Here is an 18,204-nt window from a genome sequence, read left to right on the forward strand (position 1 = left end):
TAACTAGACAAATAGTTACCACTGTGATATAGTTAAACATTCTATATATAAATAAAACAATAGAGGAGTTTTTATGGTTAGAATGACAAATCAGAGAAAGGTTATTTTAGATGAACTCATGAAACATGTAGACCATCCCACTGCAGATGAAATTTATGTGGAAATTAGAAAAGTTCTTCCTAAGGTTAGCCTTGGTACAGTATACAGAAATTTAGATCAAATGAGTCAGCAAGGGAAAATTTTAAAATTGGAAGGGGCTGGACAAAAAAGATTTGACCCTGTAGCTACACCACATCCCCATTTTAGATGTGTTCAATGTGGCTGTGTTGAAGATATTCATGAGAGAGTTACTTCTCCAGTAATTGATGAGAACAGTCAGTGGTACAAAGATAGATCTTTTTTAGGTTTTAACTTAGAATACTATGGTAAATGTTCTAAATGTAAGTAATAAAACTTTTATACATCAAGAGGTAAAGATATGAAGTATAGCTTAAGTGAAATAATGGATATTGCAAGTGGAATAGAGAAATCAGGTTATGATTTTTATATTAAAGCTGCAAAGAAGATCAATAAATTCTCTGACTTTTTTAATTTTTTAGCTAAGGAAGAGATTGCCCACGACTCTGTATTTAAAGGATTAAAAAAAGAGTTTGTCTCAACTGATGAGCTTAATACAGTATATGATCCTGATAATATAATATCAAAGTATATTGAGTCCTTAACAGACTCAATTATATTTAAGAGTGATGAGGATTTAGATAGTCTTCTCTCTAGTTCTGACTCTATTGAAGATATTATAGATTGGTCAATTCAGAGAGAGCACGATACTATCCTATTCTATGTAGGCCTTAAAAGTTCCTTATCTTCAGAGTCTGATAAAATTATTGTTGAGAAGATTATTTCCGAAGAGATGAATCATGTTCATATTTTAATGAATAAAAAAAGTGAGTTACTTATAAAATAAAAAAATCCCTCGTCAGAGGGATTTTTTTTACTTTGCATCTAGTGCTACAGAAGTTAGATATGATACTGGTTTATTAAAGTGGGGTAAAAAGAAGAAATCTGTTAAAGCAAATTGGTCAACTGTTAGCTGCTGTTGTATAGCTAGTGATAGGGTGTGTATACACTGGGTGTAATCACCTGTTGATAATATCTGAGCACCTAAGAGTCTTCTAGTTTCACTATCATAGACAACTTTTATCTGTACATCATCATATGTCGGCATAAACTCTGGTCTGTTTGTATCAGTTACTGTATTTGTTTTTACATTTAAACCTCTAGCTTTAGCAGCTGTTTCAGATAGACCTGTTGATGCCATCTTATATTCAAATATACTAATTGCGTTTGATCCCTGAGTCCCTGGATGCTTAATACTTTTATTTATAATGTTTTTACCAGCTAGAATACCCATTCTAACAGCATTTGTAGCAAGGGCTATGTACGCTGTATCATTTATCGCATTTGAGTAAATTGATGCGCAGTCTCCAATCGCTAAAACATCTGGATCAGAGGTGTACATATACTCATCCACCTTTATCGCTCCATTTGGAAGCATCTCTAGATGTCCCTTGGCAAAGTCTGTTACAGGCTTAAATCCTACTGACATAATTACCATATCTGCAGGATAAACACCCTTGTCAGTTACAACCTTAGTAACATGTCCATTCTCTCCAATAAACTCCATAACCTTCTCTTGAGTCTTAACAGCAATCCCCTTATCTTCTAAGGACTTTGTAGGTTTTTCTGTAAACTCATTATCAAAGTAGTTACAAAGGATTCTATCCTGGGCCTCTACTAATGTTACGTTCTTCCCGTGTTTATAAAATGCTTCAACAAGTTCAATACCAATATATCCAGCACCTACTACAGTTATATTTTTAACTCTATCAGACTTTATAGTTTCAATAATATTCTCTGCATGTTGAAATAGCTTTGAAAATTTTATTCCATCATTATCAATTCCTGGTATAGGTGGTTTAATAGGCCAAGATCCAGTAGCCATAACTAATTTATCATAACTATCTGTAAAGGTATCACCTGTTTCCAGATTTTTTATATTAACTTCTTTAGCTTTAAAGTCGATACTAAGTACTTCGTGTCTCATATGAACTTCTGCACCTAGTGCAGCTAGTTTCTCTGGTGATGAATAAAACAGTCCATCGGGTTTTTTTATTGTATTACTAACCCATAGTGCTATACCACAGGCTAGAAAAGAAATATTATCATTTCTATCATAAGAAACAACTTTTGTCCCTGGATTCTCTTTTAAAATGTGTGTAACTGCTGCTGTTCCTGCATGATTATTTCCTAAAACTATTACTTTCATATATGCTCCTTATTATTAATTTAAATATTATCGATAAATAAAGAATTAATCAATATTGATAATTATTATTATTTAAAAAATTATAGATTTTCCCATCCACTTATTGCACTAGATTGATTGTAACTAGTAACTGTACTTTCAAAAAAGTTAGCTTTTACATCTCCAGCTCCTTCAGTGTCTGCAATTCTCTCTAAATGAGCATATGGATTAATATCGTAACCTTTATATAAGGGGTTCATATTAATAGATTTTAACCTCTGATTAGCTATATATTTTGTGTATGACTCTGTACTATTAACTGTAATACCTAGGATCTCATTTCCTAAAATATGGTTTGTCCACTCAATCTCTTGTTTTACAGCCTCTTGGAACATAGGATAGACCAACTCCTCTGTAATTAAACCGGGACTCTCCTCCATAATAGCTAAAATCATCTCTTTAAATAGAACTACATGGGTTAATTCATCCCTATTTATATACCTAATTATATCGGCAGAACCTGGCATTAAGTTTCTACTAGCCAATAGGTAAAAAAAGTTAAAACCATTATAAAAATAGACTGATTCTAAAAGAAAATTAGCTATTAAACTCCTTACAAAATTTTCACTGCTATCCTTATCATGAAAGTCTTGATAAATTTGAGCTATAAAACTTATCCTTTCGTATAGAATTTTATCATCCCTCCAAAATTCATATATATTGTTTCTCTTATCACTTGGTATTAAGGACTCAATCAAATATGCATAACTTTGGCTATGTATAGCTTCCTGGTATGTCTGTATTGCAAGTATTAAGTTTACCTCAGGGGCAGTTATGAAATCCGAAATTTTGGGTATATTGTTTGTCTGTATTGAGTCAAGGAATACTAAAAAGGATAATATTCCATCATAACCTTTTCTCTCATGTTCTGTTAACTTTTGATAGTCCTGAAAGTCAGAAGTTAAGTCAACTTTCTCTGGTATCCAAAAATTTTCCATCATTGATCTATACAGTTTATTTGCCCATGTATATTTTGTATTATTTAGATTGAAAAGATTTGTACTATTCCCTCCAATTATTTTTCTATCATTTAAATTATCACTACCTGTTGGATTAAACAGTTTTTTCTCTTTTATCTTCACTTTTTCTCCTTAATTTGCACAAGATACACAGCTTTCTATTTCAGATATAACACTACTATTTCTCTGTATCGTTCTAGTATAATATACTGTTTTACAACCACTCTCCCAAGCTTTAAATAGAGTGTCATAAATGTCAGTTGCAGTTATATTGTTATTTAAATTATATAGTATTTCCATACTAATTCCTTGATCTATCCACTTTTGTATAGATGATATAACAGTTATAATATCTTTTTGATCAATGTTTTTACTCTCTTTGTAAAACCAGAATGATTTTTTTATAAATGGAGGACATATAGGGATAGCTCCATTTGCATTTTTATCAATATGGAACTTACTATATACCGGTAGTACTCCTGGAGAACATCCTTGAAGTAGGGAACTTGAAGTATTTGGAGCTATAGCAAGAAGTTGACCATTTCTAATTCCACTCTTTTTAACCAAATCAATTACCTTACTCCATCTATCCCTTAGATCAGAATTATTAATAAACCAACTCTTGTCTTTATTAAAAAATATACCATTACTCCATTTACTATCCCTAAAAGCTGGATATGCACCTCTATCCTTTGATAGTTCTGCACTCTCCTCAACAGCGTAAAGAGCTATCTGTTCAAATAGTTTATCAACAAAACTCTCTGACTCATCGTACTTAATAGACTCCCTTGCTAAGTAGTCAGCTAAGCCCATAGCGCCTAATCCTATGGTTCTATATCTATTATTATGCAGGATACTTTCTGCAATAGGTGAATTAGTTAATTCTAAGGCGTTGTCCAATATTCTTATACCTAGTTTAGTATTTCGCTCTAAATCCTCACTATCTTCAATATTTGCTAGATTTAGGCTTAGTAGGTTACATGTATGTACTAGGCCATCTCTACTTTTAGCTGTGACCTCATCTCCATGAATAACTTCATCTAGGATTTCTGAAGGTCTAAAGTTTGAGAATGATTCTTGACATAAATTACCACTACCAATAAAACCATCATGACTATTAGGGTTTGCTCTGTTAACACTATCTTTAAAAAATAGGTAGGGCATTCCTGTTTCAATCTGTGACTTCATTATCTGTTTAAAAATATCTATTGCAGATACAACCTTTCGTTTTTTTATAAAATCAGAACTCTCTAGTAGTTTATATGTATTTTCAAACTCCTCACCCCATAAAACAGCCAAATCCTTTCCAATCTCTTTTTTTACTTCATGGGGATCAAAAAGAGTCCATGAACCCCTGCTTTTAACTCTATTCATAAATAGGTCAGGAACAACTAACTGTGGGAAAATATCATATGCCTTTTTCCTTTGATCCCCTGTCTCTGTTTGAAGTTCTAAAAAGTCTAATAGGTCTAAATGCCATATATCTAGGGCAACAGTTACAGCTCCAGCCCGCTTTCCAAGTTGATTAACAGCAACAGCAGTATCATTTAATATTTTAATCCAAGGAATTACACCCCCTGATGCATTTGGTACACCTTTGATTTCTGATCCAGTGGCTCTTACTCTAGATATGTTTATACCAACACCACCTCCATTTTTAGAGATCTGGGCTACCGTATTGATATTGTAGAATATAGAGTCTAGGGAGTCATCCATAGCCGAAATAAAACAGCTTGAAAGATTACCATTATCCTTTCTCAAATTTATTAAAATGGGAGTAGCTAGGGATATTTTACGTCCGGCAACAGCATTATATATATTTTTTGCAATATCAACTCTGTTACCCTTCTCTGTAGATGCTAAATAGAGACTAATAGACATAAACATCTCCTGGGGTAACTCAAAAGGTGCATTACCATCGGTAATTAAGTATCTATTTGCTAGTAGATTTGCCCCAGCATAATCAAACTCATAATCATATGAAGGTTTAATATTATTCCCTGCTTCAATAAACTCATCTTTAGAATAAAGGTCTAGGATTTTTGATGAGTATAACCCCTTATCCACAGCTTCAAGTATAAAATCATAATAATTTTCATAGTGAGATCCAAACTTTCTTCGTTTTAATGCTTCTTTTGTATAATCCATTATTAAAAGTCTTGCGGCGACTAATCTATATTCAGGTTTTTCTACAGATGTTAGTCTTGACGTAATCTCAATTAGGGATTTTTGAATTTCAGAAGTTGTAATCCTATCCCTATATATAGTATCAATATGGCTCTCTATCTCAAGATAATCTATATCAATACCTTCACACGCTTGTTTAAGTGCTTTTCTAATCTCTTTTATATCAATATTAGACTCTCTTAAATCCCTTTTAATAACCCTCATATTCAACTCCTAAAAACTATTGTAATTGTATATCTACTTTTTTGATAGAATATATTTCCTAATACAAAAAGTCAACTAATAATAATTATTACTAATAACCCTTGACAGTAAAAATAGATGTTGATATATTTAAGTTAATAGTAATTATTACTAATTAGAAATAGGAGAATATAATGTCAGTATTAGTAACAAAACAAGCACCAAATTTTAAAGCAGCAGCGGTTTTACCAGATAATACATTTGGTGAAATAGAATTAAATGATTATAAAGGTAAATATGTAGTTCTATTTTTCTATCCACTGGATTTTACCTTCGTTTGCCCTACAGAAATAATTGAGTTTAATAGAAAGTTAGATGAGTTTAAAAAACGAGGAGTAGAGGTTATAGGTATCTCTGTTGATTCAGAGAACAGTCACTTTGCCTGGAAAAATACACCAGTAAATGAAGGTGGAATTGGAGATATTCAGTACCCACTTGTATCAGATATTAAAAAATCCATATCAAAAGATTATGATGTTCTATTTGATGAGTCTATCGCTTTAAGAGGTCTATTTTTAATAGATAAAGATGGTATTGTTAGACATCAGGTTGTTAATGATCTACCCCTAGGTAGAAATGTTGATGAGGCTATTAGGGTTGTTGATGCACTTCAACATGTTGAGAAGTATGGAGAGGTTTGTCCTGCAGGTTGGAATCCTGGTGATGATGCTATGAAACCTACAAATGATGGTGTCGCAGACTATTTATCAAAACATTAGTATATAGGGCTGGAATTTTTCCAGCCTTATTGTAATATGTAATGTATAAGATTATAGATTACAATGGAGGAGTACTTGAAAAGTAATAAGATTGCTGATGGAATTTTTCAGTTAGGTGCTAATATTAATAATGGAGATCTTTTTGAGGGATTATGGCCTATTCCTGATGGAGTTTCTTTAAACTCTTATATAGTTAAGGGTGAAAAAACAGCTTTAATTGATTTAGTTGATGATTGGGATAATGCCCCTAATAATTTATTAAATCAATTAGACCAAATAGATATTGAGTTAGAGAGTATAGATTATATTGTATTAAATCACCTTGAACCAGATCATACTGGATGGATTAAGGGCTTTTTAGAAAAAACTAAGGATGTTGTTATAGTAACTTCTCCTAAGGGTGAAAAGATGCTTAGAGCTCTTTTTAGCTACCAAGGTGAAGTCTTAGTTGTTAATGACGGGGATGAATTGGATCTAGGTGGTCAGAAATTAACTTTTTACCATATACCCTTTGTACATTGGCCTGAAACAATGGTTACATTTCATAAAGAGAGTGGTGTATTGTTTTCATGTGATGCATTTGGTTCCTACGGAGCCCTTGGTAATGAAGTATTTGATGATCAAATTAGTGAAGAGAAGCATAAGTTTTATGATAATGAATCATTAAGGTATTATGCAAACATTGTTGCTGGTTACTCCCTTCCTGTTATTAAGGCTATAGATAAATTAGAGGGATTAGATGTTAAAGTTATAGCTCCTTCCCATGGTATAATTTGGAGAGAAAACCCAAGTATAATTATTGAAAGATATAGAAAATTTGCTAAGTATATGTCTGGTGAAGCTGAAAAAGAGATAACAATGATTGTAGGCTCTATGTATGGTAAAACTAAGGCTGTTGTTAGCTCTATTGTAAAAGGGATTAGATCTGAAGGTATACCTGTTCATATCTTTAATGTTCCAGAGGATGATATATCATTTATCCTATCCTCAGCCTGGAAATCAAAAGGTCTAGTAATTGGAATGCCAACCTATGAAGGTAAAATGTTTCCTCCTACATCATCGGTATTAGAGATGTTCTCTTTAAAACATGTATGGAATAAAGAGGTTTTCAGGTTTGGTTCCTACTCATGGAGTGGTGGAGCTCAAAGGGATTTTGAAAATAAAACTGAAAAATTAAAATGGAATTGTATTGAGCCTTTAGAGTGGTTAGGTGAAGCTAAGGAAGAAGAGTTAAATAGTGCTTATCTTCAGGGTAAAAAGCTTGCTATTAAGGTAAAAGAGAGTTAAAAATGAGTATGAAGTTGGAAAAAAATACTAATGCACCATTTTTTGAATTAAAAAATCAAGATGGTAATACTGTATCCCTTGATGATTTTAAAGGTAAAAAATTGTTTATTTATTTTTATCCTAGAGCTAATACTCCTGGATGTACAACACAATCCTGTGAAGTTAGGGACTTTAGGGAAGAGTTATTAGGCTTAGGAGTAGACGTTCTAGGTATAAGTAATGATGACCCTAAAAAGCAGAAAAAGTTTGAGGATAAAAACTCTTTGAATTTTCCCTTACTATGTGATGAAAATCACTCTGTATCAGAATCTTATGGTGTGTGGGGTGAGAAAAAACTCTATGGTAAGGTCTATATGGGTTTGATTAGATCATCTTTTTTAATTGATGAAAATGGTAAGATTATGGAGTCTTGGTATAAAATTTCTCCAAAGAAAACTATACCTGAACTTTTTAAATACTTAAAAAAATAATATATGGAGGCTATAATGGCAAAAAAATTAGAAATTTATAAATGTGAAGTATGTGGAAACTTAGTTGAGGTTACTGACGCAGGTGCAGGAACTTTAACATGTTGTAACCAAAAAATGACTCTTTTAGAGGAAAAAACAGCGGACTCATCAACTGAAAAACATGTTCCTGTAGGCTCTGAAGGGAAATATGGAATTAAAGTAACTGTTGGTTCTACACTACATCCAATGACAGAAGAGCACTATATTCAGTGGATAGAAGTTATTAATGGTGATTATGTTAATCGAAAAGAGTTAAAGCCTGGTGATGCTCCAGAAGCTGAGTTCTATGTACCTTTCAAAGAGAACTTAATTATTAGATCATACTGTAATTTACATGGTCTTTGGAAAAACTAGTTTTAGTTTAAAATATAAAACTACCTCTTTCGAGGTAGTTTTTTTTTTATATAAATAGATTTATACCAGAGGTTGATGCTGACTCTAGATAGTTTGCTACTCCACCGATTGTAGCTTCATCTATTAACTCTTCCTGCTTAACACCCATAACATCCATGGACATCTGACAAGCAATAAATTTTGTATCATTTTCAATTAAAGTATTTAACATCTCTTGCAGGGTATTTATTTTTAGGTTTTTCATGATTCCTTTCATCATAAAAGCACCTATTCCACCCATATTCATTTTTGATAAACCAAGTTTATTTAAGTTATTAGGTAACATCATCCCAAACATTTTACCCATTATACCTTTTTTCACCCTAACCTTATCACGTTTTTTTATTATACTTAGACCCCAAAAAGTAAAAAATATTGTTACTTTCTTTCCAGAAGCTATTGCTCCATTTGCAATTACCATAGAAGCTAGAGCTTTATCCATATCATCACTAAAGCAGATAATTGTTACTTCATTTCCAGAGGTACTTACAGAGTAACCTGTATTGTTAACACTCTCTGTTTTTGCTGACTTTTCAATTAAGGCAACAACTTTTCCTTTAGACTGTTCAACACCAATTATTTTGTTTCCTGTCATATTACACCAAGATGTAACATCCTTATAAAACCCTGGGTCGGATGCAGTTACTCTTAACTTACTACTAGCTGGAATTTTATCAATTTCTGTTTTTAGTTTAAGGATAGGTCCTGGACATTGAAGACCGCAGGCGTCAACATCAATAAAACCACCAGTAAATTCATTAACTAAATTTTCTGGAACTCTATTTGGAGAAGTATTTGTAAACTCAATTTTATTTGTCTGTTCTTTAATAGATGAGAAAAAGATATTTAATCCACCAGATAAGATACTAACACTCTTAAACCCTTCTTGTCTTAGAATTCTTTCAGTTAGATAAGCTCTTAATCCCCCGGAGCATAACACTACAATTTTTTTATTTTTAGGAATTTTTTCTAAGTTAGATCTAACTTCACTCTTATCCATTTGTAATGTTCCACTTAATGGGTGTAACTCTCTCTCATCAACAGTTCTTATATCTAATAATACATAATCCGGATTATTAGTTGTAATTATCTCATTTAACTCATGCCATTTAGTATGTGTTGATCTATTTAGAAGAACATTTTCAGCAGTAAAACCTAGAATATTTACAGGATCTTTACTTGAAGAGAATGGAGGAGCATAGGCGTGTTCAACTTCTGTTAAGTCATTTACTGTTCCACCCATTCTAATAACTGCTGCAATCATTTCTAATCTTTTATCAACACCCTCGTATCCAACACCTTGAGCTCCTAATAACTTACCTTCCTTATCAAATACAAGTTTAAGGAATAGTTGCATTGCTCCAGGATAATACCCCGCGTGACTTGATCCATTAACAATAACAGAGAGAGAATCTTCTACGGATTTTTCAGGAAGTCCAGTAGTTGCAACTGTTAAATCAAATATTTTTGCAATTGATGTTCCAATTGCGCCTTTATATGGTTTTTTACTATTATATACTAGGTTGTCAGCTAAAATCCTTGCCTGTTTCCCAGCTGGCCCTGCTAATGGAACAATTGCATTTTTCCCAGTAATCCCATGTTTCATCTCAGCTGCATCACCTAATGCGTATATATCTTTAGCTGATGTCTCTAAAAACTCATTTACTACAATACCCCTATTAACATCAATTCCAGCATTCTCTGCTAAAACTGTTAGAGGTTTAACTCCAATGGATAAAACAACCATATCTGTAAATATTCTTTTACCACTTTGTAGTTCTATCTCTATTCTATTTCCTAGATCTTTTAAACTCTTTACTCCATCAGAAAGATATAGGGCTACTTCTTTAAACTTTAAATGTTCGTGGACTTGTGCTGCCATTTCGTAGTCTAGTGGAGTCATAACCTGATTCGCCATCTCGACAATTGTTACATTTAATCCTCTATCATATAGATTTTCAGCTGCTTCCATTCCTATGAATCCAGCACCAATTACCACTGCACTTGTAGGTTTATCATTATCAATTGCAGCTTTTAATTTATCCGCATCAGGGACATTTCTTAGTGTAAAAACTTTATTACTATCAATTCCACTTATAGGGGGAACAATGGGAGTAGCTCCTGGAGAAAGAATTAATTTATCGTATGATTCAGTTGTTATATTGCTATTAGTTAAATTTATAACTTTAACAGTTTTATTAATTTTATCAATGGAGAGAACCTCGTGATTATTTTTAACATCAATATTCAAATTTTCTTTAAATGTTGAAGGGTTTTCTAAAAATAGTTTCTCTCTGTCTTTTATCGTTTCACCTACATAATAGGGTAGACCACAATTTGCATAGGAGATGTATTCTCCTTTTTCAAAAATAATTATCTCTGCATGTTCATCGTTTCTTCTTAACCTTGCTGCTACTGCTGCACCACCTGCAACACCACCTACAATTACATATTTCATATACCCTCCAATTTTATCTATATAAATATATCTTAATATTTGTAATTCTATATGTATTGATATAAATATGCAATAAAATATTATCTATTTAGTCAAAATCATAAAATTCTTAGTTTAAGATATATAATTAATCTTAATCTAATACTTGATAAAAAAAATTATAAAAATTAAGTGAATTTACCTTAGCTTGTTTTAAACACTATTTTTTGATATAAATAAGCAAACTAAATTTAATGTAATTGTAGGATATGGATGAATAAAATCACAAATGTTTTAGCTGAAAGATATGCTTCTAAATCTATGAAGGATATCTGGTCTGGTGCAGGCCGTATTGTAATGGAAAGAGAGTTATGGATTGCTGTAATGAAGGCACAAAAGGATTTAGGTCTTGATGTAACAGACGAAGTTATTAAATCCTATGAGTCTGTAATAAATATTGTTAATCTTGACTCGATTGATAGTAGAGAGAGGGTTACAAGACATGATGTTAAAGCTCGAATTGAAGAATTTTGTGAATTGGCTGGTTTTGAGCATATACATAAAGGTATGACAAGTAGGGATTTAACCGAGAATGTTGAGCAATTACAAATCTATAGATCATTAAAATTAATTAGAGAAAAAGCTGTTACGACTCTATATAAGATGAGCTTAAAAGCAACTGAGTATAAAGATCAAATTATAACAGCTAGAACACATAATGTGGCTGCACAACCTACAACATTAGGTAAAAGAATCTCAATGTTTGGTCAAGAGTTACTACTTGGATTAGAACACTTAGATAGGGTAATTGAGAACTACTCTGTTAGAGGAATTAAAGGAGCTGTTGGAACACAAATAGATCAAATGACTCTTTTTGATGGAGATACTAGTAAGGTTAGAGACCTAGAAAATAAAATTGTATCCCATTTAGGTATAAAGAGCTCAATAAATGCTGTAGGACAGGTATATCCTAGAAGTTTAGACTTTACTGTGGTTAGTGCTCTCTACTCACTTACTAGTGGGCCAAGTAGTTTTGCAAAAACACTACGTATAATGGCAGGAAATGAGACAGCTTCAGAGGGCTTTGCAAAGGGTCAAGTTGGTTCTTCTGCAATGCCCCATAAAATGAACAGTCGATCCTGTGAAAGAGTTAATGGTTTTCATCTTATATTAAATGGATATATGAATATGTTAGGTGGTTTAGCTGGAGATCAGTGGAATGAGGGTGATGTTTCTTGTTCAGTTGTAAGAAGGGTAGCGCTACCTGACTCATTTTTTGCCGTTGATGGACTTTTTGAGACGTTTTTAACGATTCTAGATCAATTTGAAACATTTCCTGCAGTTATAGAGAGTGAAAATAATCATTATTTTCCATTTTTATCAACAACAACAATAATGATGGAAGCTGTTAAAAAAGGTGCTGGTAGAGAGGCTGCACATGAAGCGATTAAAGAACACGCCGTACAGACAGTTAAAGATCTAAGAAATGGAATTGTAAAAGATAATGACCTATTAGAGAGGTTGGCAGAGGATAGTAGGTTAGGTTTAGATATTACAGAACTTCAATCAATAATTGATCGAGGGCGGGAGTTAGTAGGAGCTGCAAATTCCCAGGTTTCAACATTCACCAATGAAGTTGAAAAATGGATTAAATTGTATCCTAACGCAAAGTTTTATAATCCTGGATCAATACTTTAAGAATTATAAAAAAAGCTCCATATTGGAGCTTTTTTTATCTCTATATAAGACCATCCCGTTTTAAAAGTGCTTTACTATTTGGAAGTGTTCCCCTAAATTTCTTATACAACTCCATTGGGTCAACAGTATTTCCTTTAGAGAGGATATTAGATCTAAATGAGTTGGCAACTTCCTTATTAAAAATGCCCATTTCTTTAAAATATTCAAAAGCATCTGCATCTAATACTTCTGCCCACTTATATGAGTAATATCCAGATGAGTATCCACCTGCAAAGATATGTCCAAACCCAGTTGATGTATTCCCTTCAGTTTTAGGAAGAAGCCGTGTTTTTTCATTAATTTTATCCTCAAACTCTTCAACGCTTCCAATATCTTTTGGATCGGTAGTATGCCATGCCATATCAAGAAAACCTAAAGAGAGTTGTCTAATATTCATATTTCCAGCATTAAAAGTTTGTGATTTAACAACTTTTTCAATTAGATCCGTAGGTAGAACTTCGCCGGTATTGTAGTGTTTTGCAAATAGAGATAATGTTTCTGGTTCAAGAAGCCAATTTTCCATTATCTGAGAAGGAAGTTCCACAAAATCCCAATAAACATTTGGACTTGCTAAGGATTTATATCTAACATTACTTAGAAGTCCATGTAATGCATGACCAAATTCATGAAAAATTGTTCTTGTTTCATCAAAACTTAAAAGAGATGGTTTAGACTCTGTTGAAGGTGATAAATTTCCACAGATTAAAACATGTGGCCTCTCAATCTCTCCATTAGAAAGTCCCTGCACCTTAAATGTATTCATCCAGGCACCACTTCTTTTAGTCTCTCTAGGATATAGGTCTACATATAAAAGTCCAATATATGAATCATTATTATCCCTAACTTCGTAGGTTGTTACATCCTTATGGTATAGTTCTACGTTATTAACCTCTATAAAATTAAGGCCATACATCTTATTTGCAACATCAAAAACTCCATTAATAACATTTTCTGCTTTTAAATAGGGACGTAACACCTCAGGATCAAAATTATATTTTTTTAATTTTAACTTTTGGGAGTAGTAAGCAAAATCCCAACTATTAAAATCTTCAATATTATCCATCTCTTTTGCTAGCGCTTTGACCTCTTCAAGCTCATTTTTAGCAGCTGGATAAGCAGTTTCATAAATTTCGTTTAGAAAATTATCTACAATTTCAGGAGTGTTAGCCATCCTCTTCTCAAGAGTATAATGGGCGTGGGTATTGTAACCTAATAACCTAGCTCTTTTGAATTTAAGATCTATTGTCTCCTTGATAATGTCTCTGTTATCATACTCTCCGCCAAGATTTTTAGTTCCATAAGCTAGGGATAACTCTTTTCTAAGTTCTCTATCTTCTGCGTACTGCATTACAGGCAAATAACTTGGCATTTGCAGGGTAAAAACCCAGCCTTGCTCATATCCTTTGTTTTTAGCTGTAAAACTAGCAGCCTCTAGAGAGCTTTCAGGCAGACCTTTTACTCTTATAGGATCTGTAATATGTAATTCAAAGCTATTTGTTCCATCTAATGTGTTTTTTGAAAACTGTGGACCTAATAGACTTAGTTTTTCATCAATCTTCTGTAGCTCTATCTTCTCATCATCTTTTAATAGAGCCCCATTACGTCTAAAACTATTATACGTAATATCAAGAAGTCTTTTCTCTTCGGCTGATAAAGATAAATTTTCTCTATCATTATATATTTTATTCACTCTATCAAATAATTGAGTATCAGTAAAAATATCACCAGAAAATTTAGCTAGTTTGGGAGATATTTTCTCTGCTAGTTTCTTGAAATCAGCATCAGAGTCAAGACTATAAAGGTTAAAATATACATTGGCTACTTTATCAAGGTCCTCAGAAACAAATTCAAGAGCTTCTATTGTATTAGTAAAGTTAGGAGGTTCAACGTTGCTTTTTATCTTTTTAATATTGTTGTATGCATTAATCAACCCTATCTCTAGAGCTGGCAAGTAGTCATTCATTTCTATCTTAGAAAAGGGTATTGAGCCATATTTTGTATCATATTTATCTATTATCGGATTTTTCATCTATCTACTCTCCATTTTATTTATTAGATAAAGATATCATCAAAATAATATAAATTAAAGCATAGCTGTCCAAAACAAAAAAACTACAATTTAAGTATTTTATAAAAGTAATCTCCAAGGTATAATCTAAGTACCACACAAAGCACACACAAGGAGATTACTATGAGTTTTCATGATACTATTTTTCGACAAATACTACAATTAATTCCGAGATATGAATTTGAAAAAATTGTAAAATCAGAAAAAGGAGACTTCGCGAATAAAGGATTTTCCTGTTGGAACCAGTTTTCAGCAATGCTATTTGCTCAATTAAGCGGACAAACAGGTCTAAGGGGAATTGAGAACGGTTTAGAGCTTCAAAGTAAAAAGCTGTATCATTTAGGGATATCCAAAACTAAACGCTCAACGCTCTCTTATGCAAATAATAATCGTCCAAATGAGATCTATGAAAAACTATTTTACTCTTTATTATCAAAGCTTCATAGTAAACATAAAAATCATAAATTTAGATTTAAAAACCCACTTTATAGCGTAGATGCGAGTACTATAGATCTTTGTCTGAGCATGTTTGATTGGGCTCATTTTAGGAAAAAGAAGGGAGGAATTAAACTCCATGTGACATTAGATCATTCCAGTTATATTCCCTCATTTGTTACTGTGACGGATGCAAAAGTACATGAATCTAATGAAATTAAAAATGTTCCTTTTAAAAAAGATGATGTTATTGTTTTTGATAGAGGGTATACCGATTACCAATATTATTCAGATTTAGGTGAAGAAGGTATTTATTTTGTTACAAGACTGAAGAAAAATGCCAAATATTCTGTGCTTGACGATAAAGACGTTTCAAAGTATGAAAATATACTGTCTGAAAAAATCATAGTTTTTGATAAAATAATATCTAAGAAAGGAAAGCCTCTAAAACTGCGGCTTGTTGAAAGTTATGATCCTGATTTGAAGAAAAGTATAACACTAATTACAAATCACTTTTCATGGTCCCCCAGAACTATTTCAGCAATATATAAAGATAGATGGCAAATTGAAATTTTCTTCAAAACAATTAAGCAAAACCTAAAAATTAAAAGCTTTTTAGGAACAAGTCGAAATGCGGTTCTAACTCAAGTTTGGATCGTTATGATTTCGTTTCTGATATTGAAATATATGGAATTTCAATCTACTTTAGGTTGGACTGTATCTTCAATAATGGCTATATTATCTACGATATTATTTGCAAATCTAAACTTAATTGATTGGTTAACAGTCCCGCCTGATAAACAAGCTCCACAGAAAAGTTATCTGCTACAAAAGGAGTTGTTTTGATTGTATTGGACAGCTATGAAATTAAAGATAAAAATAGGGATGTCAATTTGAGATAAATATACTAAGATTATTAATATGGAATATAATGAACAGATAAAAGAACTATTAGAATCCTATCATGATAAAATTGAAACTGATATAATGCCTCAATTAACAAAGGAATTCTATAAATTATATGCAGGAGTTACAGAATTTTTTGGAAAATTAAAAAATAAAGGGCTTATTAAAGAAGATCCATACTTCAAAGAGTCTGAGATAATTGAATTAACAATTCCATCCCTTGAAATGTTTGAGGAAGCTGATGCTCAATGGAAGGTTGCTGAAAGGTTAACCCATTATGTATCTATTTTATCATTTATAACTCATAATTATACATTTAGTTTAAATACATTTAACTTTTCTGAATTAGAGAAAATCAAACAATTTTTAGATTATTATGATTGGAAGAGCCTATTAAATCCCTCAACAGCGGAACTAAATACCAGATCATTAGGTAAAATAGCTATCGAGTTTAGAAGTGCAACAGGTGATACCTTAATATTAAAAACCTATGAAAAATGTATAGATGGAATAATTAAAAGTATTGATCAGATACTTATTAAATTAAAATTTGTTCTTCTCTACTTAAAAGAGAGTTATAAACTTTTTATTAGAGTTGATATTCTTCCAATAATTAAAGAGAAAAATCCCAATATATTAGTATCTAAAGTTCTGGATTCAATATCAGATGAAATTAAAAAGAACTACTCTTATTTAAAGTTTTATAAAAAATTTATAAGTGAAGTTATTAACGAAGAGTTCTCATCAGATGGATCAGTATTAAAAGATAACATAATAAAAAAATTGTCTATAACAAAAAAGAACGAAACAAAAGAGAAAAAAGATGATAAAGTTGATACAACCAAGAATTTAATACAGCTTTTAATGGAGATTGGTAAAATACGAATTCATCTAGCCTCTAGTATGGAAAAACTCTATTTTAATCATAATAATTTAAGAAAAGCTGATGGGAACTTCATAATAAAATTCTTTAGATTTCTTGGTTCTCAATTATTTAATACAAAAACTAAAACAGTTTATAATATTAGTATCCCTACTAAGTCAGGAAAGGGTAAAAGCTTAGAGATACATTTTGAGAAATTTTATGATGAGATTAAAAAACTAGAGTTTGATTTATTAAATTTTGCGGAAGAAGATAAAACAACTTTCTATGTTAGGGATAATAAATCTGAAATTAATAAAAAAATAGATATCCTAATAACCAGCATTAAGAAGCAGATAAAGATTTTTGTAGGTCTAGATAACTACTTAAAGTTTGAATTAAAGAATAGTCACTTAAAGGCTAAAGGTATCAAGCCTGAAATTACAGTTATGAAAACAATAATTAATAGTAGTACGGCTATGTATAGAGAGTACTTAGATGAAGTAGATGGTAAATAATTTACCATCTATTAATTTAACACGCTTTTTCAATATAACTTCTATTGTTTAATATAACTTTAGAAATTAGTTCAAACCTACTATGTATATTTAACTTGTTAAAAATATTGTAAACATGTTTTTTTACAGTTGTTTCTGAAATGAAAAGTTGACTTCCTATTTTCTTATTATTTAGACCTCTTGTTATTAGGAATACAATTTCAATTTCCCTCTTTGTTAAATTGTACTTTATTAAATTTAACCCCATTTTAAATTCTGAAAATTCAGAACGCAATAAATCATTCATGATATACCTCTACTATTTAATTGGTAGAAGATTATAGGACTTTAAACATCTCAGTTTCTCAAAAAGCCATAATTTGTATAATCTTGAATTACTAATATATTATTTAATTTTTAAAGTGATGTCAAACAGAATTTTGTTCAGTATTTGTAATGAAACTTAAGTATATATTAATAAATATCTGAATAAAGAAGGATAATTCCAAAATAGTATCTGAATAATTATACATATTTTAAGTATAGATATTCTTAAATGGTCAATATAGTTTGTTGGATGAAATAAATATACATTTAATC

General features: G+C 31.5%; 15 protein-coding genes. 9 read left to right on the plus strand and 6 right to left on the minus strand.

Annotated features, from left to right (window positions below):
- The first annotated feature begins 73 nt into the window (after positions 1–73).
- Entirely contained in the window at positions 74–448 is a 375-nt protein-coding gene (locus EW093_RS16290; protein ID WP_149569413.1) for a Fur family transcriptional regulator, read from the plus strand.
- Between the two features lie 30 nt (positions 449–478).
- A complete protein-coding gene (locus tag EW093_RS16295; RefSeq protein WP_149569414.1) occupies positions 479–964 on the plus strand; it encodes a ferritin family protein in 486 nt (161 codons plus the stop codon).
- A gap of 27 nt (positions 965–991) precedes the next feature.
- Here the strand turns inward: EW093_RS16295 and EW093_RS16300 are convergent, their stop codons facing one another.
- From EW093_RS16300 to EW093_RS16310, 3 genes are all read right to left on the minus strand, one after another.
- Positions 992–2,326, minus strand: a complete 1,335-nt coding sequence (locus EW093_RS16300; RefSeq protein ID WP_149569415.1) for an FAD-dependent oxidoreductase — start codon at positions 2,324–2,326, stop codon at positions 992–994.
- Positions 2,327–2,406: 80 nt separating this feature from the next.
- Positions 2,407–3,447: a ribonucleotide-diphosphate reductase subunit beta gene (locus EW093_RS16305; protein ID WP_223111622.1), complete on the minus strand. Its 1,041-nt coding sequence runs from the start codon at positions 3,445–3,447 to the stop codon at positions 2,407–2,409.
- Between the two features lie 9 nt (positions 3,448–3,456).
- Positions 3,457–5,715 carry a ribonucleoside-diphosphate reductase subunit alpha gene (locus EW093_RS16310; protein ID WP_149569416.1) on the minus strand — a complete coding sequence of 753 codons (2,259 nt, stop codon included), beginning with the start codon at positions 5,713–5,715 and terminating at the stop codon, positions 3,457–3,459.
- A gap of 173 nt (positions 5,716–5,888) precedes the next feature.
- Between EW093_RS16310 and EW093_RS16315 the strand changes: the two genes are divergently transcribed.
- From EW093_RS16315 to EW093_RS16330, 4 genes are all read left to right on the plus strand, one after another.
- Positions 5,889–6,473, plus strand: a complete 585-nt coding sequence (locus EW093_RS16315; RefSeq protein WP_149569417.1) for a peroxiredoxin — start codon at positions 5,889–5,891, stop codon at positions 6,471–6,473.
- A gap of 75 nt (positions 6,474–6,548) precedes the next feature.
- Positions 6,549–7,760, plus strand: a complete 1,212-nt coding sequence (locus tag EW093_RS16320; protein WP_149569418.1) for an FprA family A-type flavoprotein — start codon at positions 6,549–6,551, stop codon at positions 7,758–7,760.
- Between the two features lie 2 nt (positions 7,761–7,762).
- A complete protein-coding gene (gene bcp, locus EW093_RS16325; protein ID WP_149569419.1) occupies positions 7,763–8,230 on the plus strand; it encodes a thioredoxin-dependent thiol peroxidase in 468 nt (155 codons plus the stop codon).
- Between the two features lie 15 nt (positions 8,231–8,245).
- A complete protein-coding gene (locus EW093_RS16330) occupies positions 8,246–8,623 on the plus strand; it encodes a desulfoferrodoxin (RefSeq protein WP_149569420.1) in 378 nt (125 codons plus the stop codon).
- A gap of 46 nt (positions 8,624–8,669) precedes the next feature.
- Here the strand turns inward: EW093_RS16330 and EW093_RS16335 are convergent, their stop codons facing one another.
- Complete coding sequence (locus tag EW093_RS16335) at positions 8,670–11,120, minus strand: FAD-dependent oxidoreductase (RefSeq protein ID WP_149569421.1); 2,451 nt, start codon at positions 11,118–11,120, stop codon at positions 8,670–8,672.
- Positions 11,121–11,372: 252 nt separating this feature from the next.
- Between EW093_RS16335 and purB the strand changes: the two genes are divergently transcribed.
- Positions 11,373–12,797: an adenylosuccinate lyase gene (gene purB, locus EW093_RS16340; RefSeq protein ID WP_149569422.1), complete on the plus strand. Its 1,425-nt coding sequence runs from the start codon at positions 11,373–11,375 to the stop codon at positions 12,795–12,797.
- A 40-nt stretch (positions 12,798–12,837) separates the two neighbouring features.
- Here the strand turns inward: purB and EW093_RS16345 are convergent, their stop codons facing one another.
- The gene (locus tag EW093_RS16345) at positions 12,838–14,865 is read right to left on the minus strand and encodes a M3 family metallopeptidase (protein ID WP_149569423.1); all 2,028 of its coding nucleotides are present in this window, start codon (positions 14,863–14,865) and stop codon (positions 12,838–12,840) included.
- A gap of 162 nt (positions 14,866–15,027) precedes the next feature.
- Here EW093_RS16345 and EW093_RS16350 point away from each other — a divergent pair, with 162 nt between their 5' ends.
- Complete coding sequence (locus EW093_RS16350; RefSeq protein ID WP_149567391.1) at positions 15,028–16,185, plus strand: IS4 family transposase; 1,158 nt, start codon at positions 15,028–15,030, stop codon at positions 16,183–16,185.
- Between the two features lie 75 nt (positions 16,186–16,260).
- Positions 16,261–17,625: a TP0584 family protein gene (locus EW093_RS16355; RefSeq protein ID WP_149569424.1), complete on the plus strand. Its 1,365-nt coding sequence runs from the start codon at positions 16,261–16,263 to the stop codon at positions 17,623–17,625.
- 16 nt (positions 17,626–17,641) lie between these two features.
- On the opposite strand, the gene EW093_RS16360 is transcribed toward EW093_RS16355, so the two are convergent.
- Positions 17,642–17,911 (minus strand): response regulator transcription factor, encoded by a 270-nt coding sequence (locus EW093_RS16360; RefSeq protein ID WP_149569425.1) that lies wholly within the window; start codon positions 17,909–17,911, stop codon positions 17,642–17,644.
- Between the last annotated feature and the right edge of the window lie 293 nt (positions 17,912–18,204).

The sequence above is a fragment of the Thiospirochaeta perfilievii genome (assembly GCF_008329945.1).
Lineage (GTDB): Bacteria > Spirochaetota > Spirochaetia > DSM-2461 > DSM-2461 > Thiospirochaeta > Thiospirochaeta perfilievii.

Bases quoted from the DNA above. Each gene is read 5' to 3' on its own strand.
- EW093_RS16295 (WP_149569414.1), top strand. From the start codon at position 479: ATGAAGTATAGCTTAAGTGAAATAATGGATATTGCAAGTGGAATAGAG.
- EW093_RS16300 (WP_149569415.1), bottom strand. From the start codon at position 2,326: ATGAAAGTAATAGTTTTAGGAAATAATCATGCAGGAACAGCAGCAGTT.
- EW093_RS16310 (WP_149569416.1), bottom strand. From the start codon at position 5,715: ATGAGGGTTATTAAAAGGGATTTAAGAGAGTCTAATATTGATATAAAA.
- EW093_RS16360 (WP_149569425.1), bottom strand. From the start codon at position 17,911: ATGAATGATTTATTGCGTTCTGAATTTTCAGAATTTAAAATGGGGTTA.
- EW093_RS16315 (WP_149569417.1), top strand. From the start codon at position 5,889: ATGTCAGTATTAGTAACAAAACAAGCACCAAATTTTAAAGCAGCAGCG.
- EW093_RS16335 (WP_149569421.1), bottom strand. From the start codon at position 11,120: ATGAAATATGTAATTGTAGGTGGTGTTGCAGGTGGTGCAGCAGTAGCA.
- EW093_RS16290 (WP_149569413.1), top strand. From the start codon at position 74: ATGGTTAGAATGACAAATCAGAGAAAGGTTATTTTAGATGAACTCATG.
- EW093_RS16350 (WP_149567391.1), top strand. From the start codon at position 15,028: ATGAGTTTTCATGATACTATTTTTCGACAAATACTACAATTAATTCCG.
- EW093_RS16355 (WP_149569424.1), top strand. From the start codon at position 16,261: ATGGAATATAATGAACAGATAAAAGAACTATTAGAATCCTATCATGAT.
- bcp (WP_149569419.1), top strand. From the start codon at position 7,763: ATGAGTATGAAGTTGGAAAAAAATACTAATGCACCATTTTTTGAATTA.
- EW093_RS16330 (WP_149569420.1), top strand. From the start codon at position 8,246: ATGGCAAAAAAATTAGAAATTTATAAATGTGAAGTATGTGGAAACTTA.
- purB (WP_149569422.1), top strand. From the start codon at position 11,373: ATGAATAAAATCACAAATGTTTTAGCTGAAAGATATGCTTCTAAATCT.
- EW093_RS16345 (WP_149569423.1), bottom strand. From the start codon at position 14,865: ATGAAAAATCCGATAATAGATAAATATGATACAAAATATGGCTCAATA.